A 276-nucleotide genomic window follows, 5' to 3' on the forward strand; every position below is an offset into this window, starting at 1 on the left:
ACGTCCAGCAGGATCTTGCCCGGGTCGTGAACGGCCCTCGCCTTCCGCCACGGCGACAGCGCTGCGGATATCGCCTGGTCAAGACCGGCCTTGCGGACCGTCTCCACGAGCAGGACTGCCCCGGCCTGCGAGACCACCTGACGGCCGTCCCCCTGGACACGGACACGCGGGTACGACGCGGTAAGCTCGCTCACCTGGAAAGTGCTCTTTCCCTCGCAGCCAACAGGACCCTCAGCAAGTCCTATCGTTGCAGGTCAAGAGCACTTTCTGCGTTTC

At 64.9% G+C, this 276-nt stretch carries 1 protein-coding gene; it reads right to left on the bottom strand.

Annotated elements, in window-relative coordinates; all coding sequences use genetic code 11:
* A partial coding sequence (locus R2S09_RS40430) for a transposase (protein ID WP_316746300.1) occupies window positions 1-194 on the bottom strand: 194 nt, incomplete at its 3' end.
* Between the last annotated feature and the right edge of the window lie 82 nt (window positions 195-276).

The sequence above is a fragment of the Streptomyces sp. MK7 genome, assembly GCF_032658145.1.
GTDB classification, from domain to species: domain Bacteria; phylum Actinomycetota; class Actinomycetes; order Streptomycetales; family Streptomycetaceae; genus Streptomyces; species Streptomyces spiralis.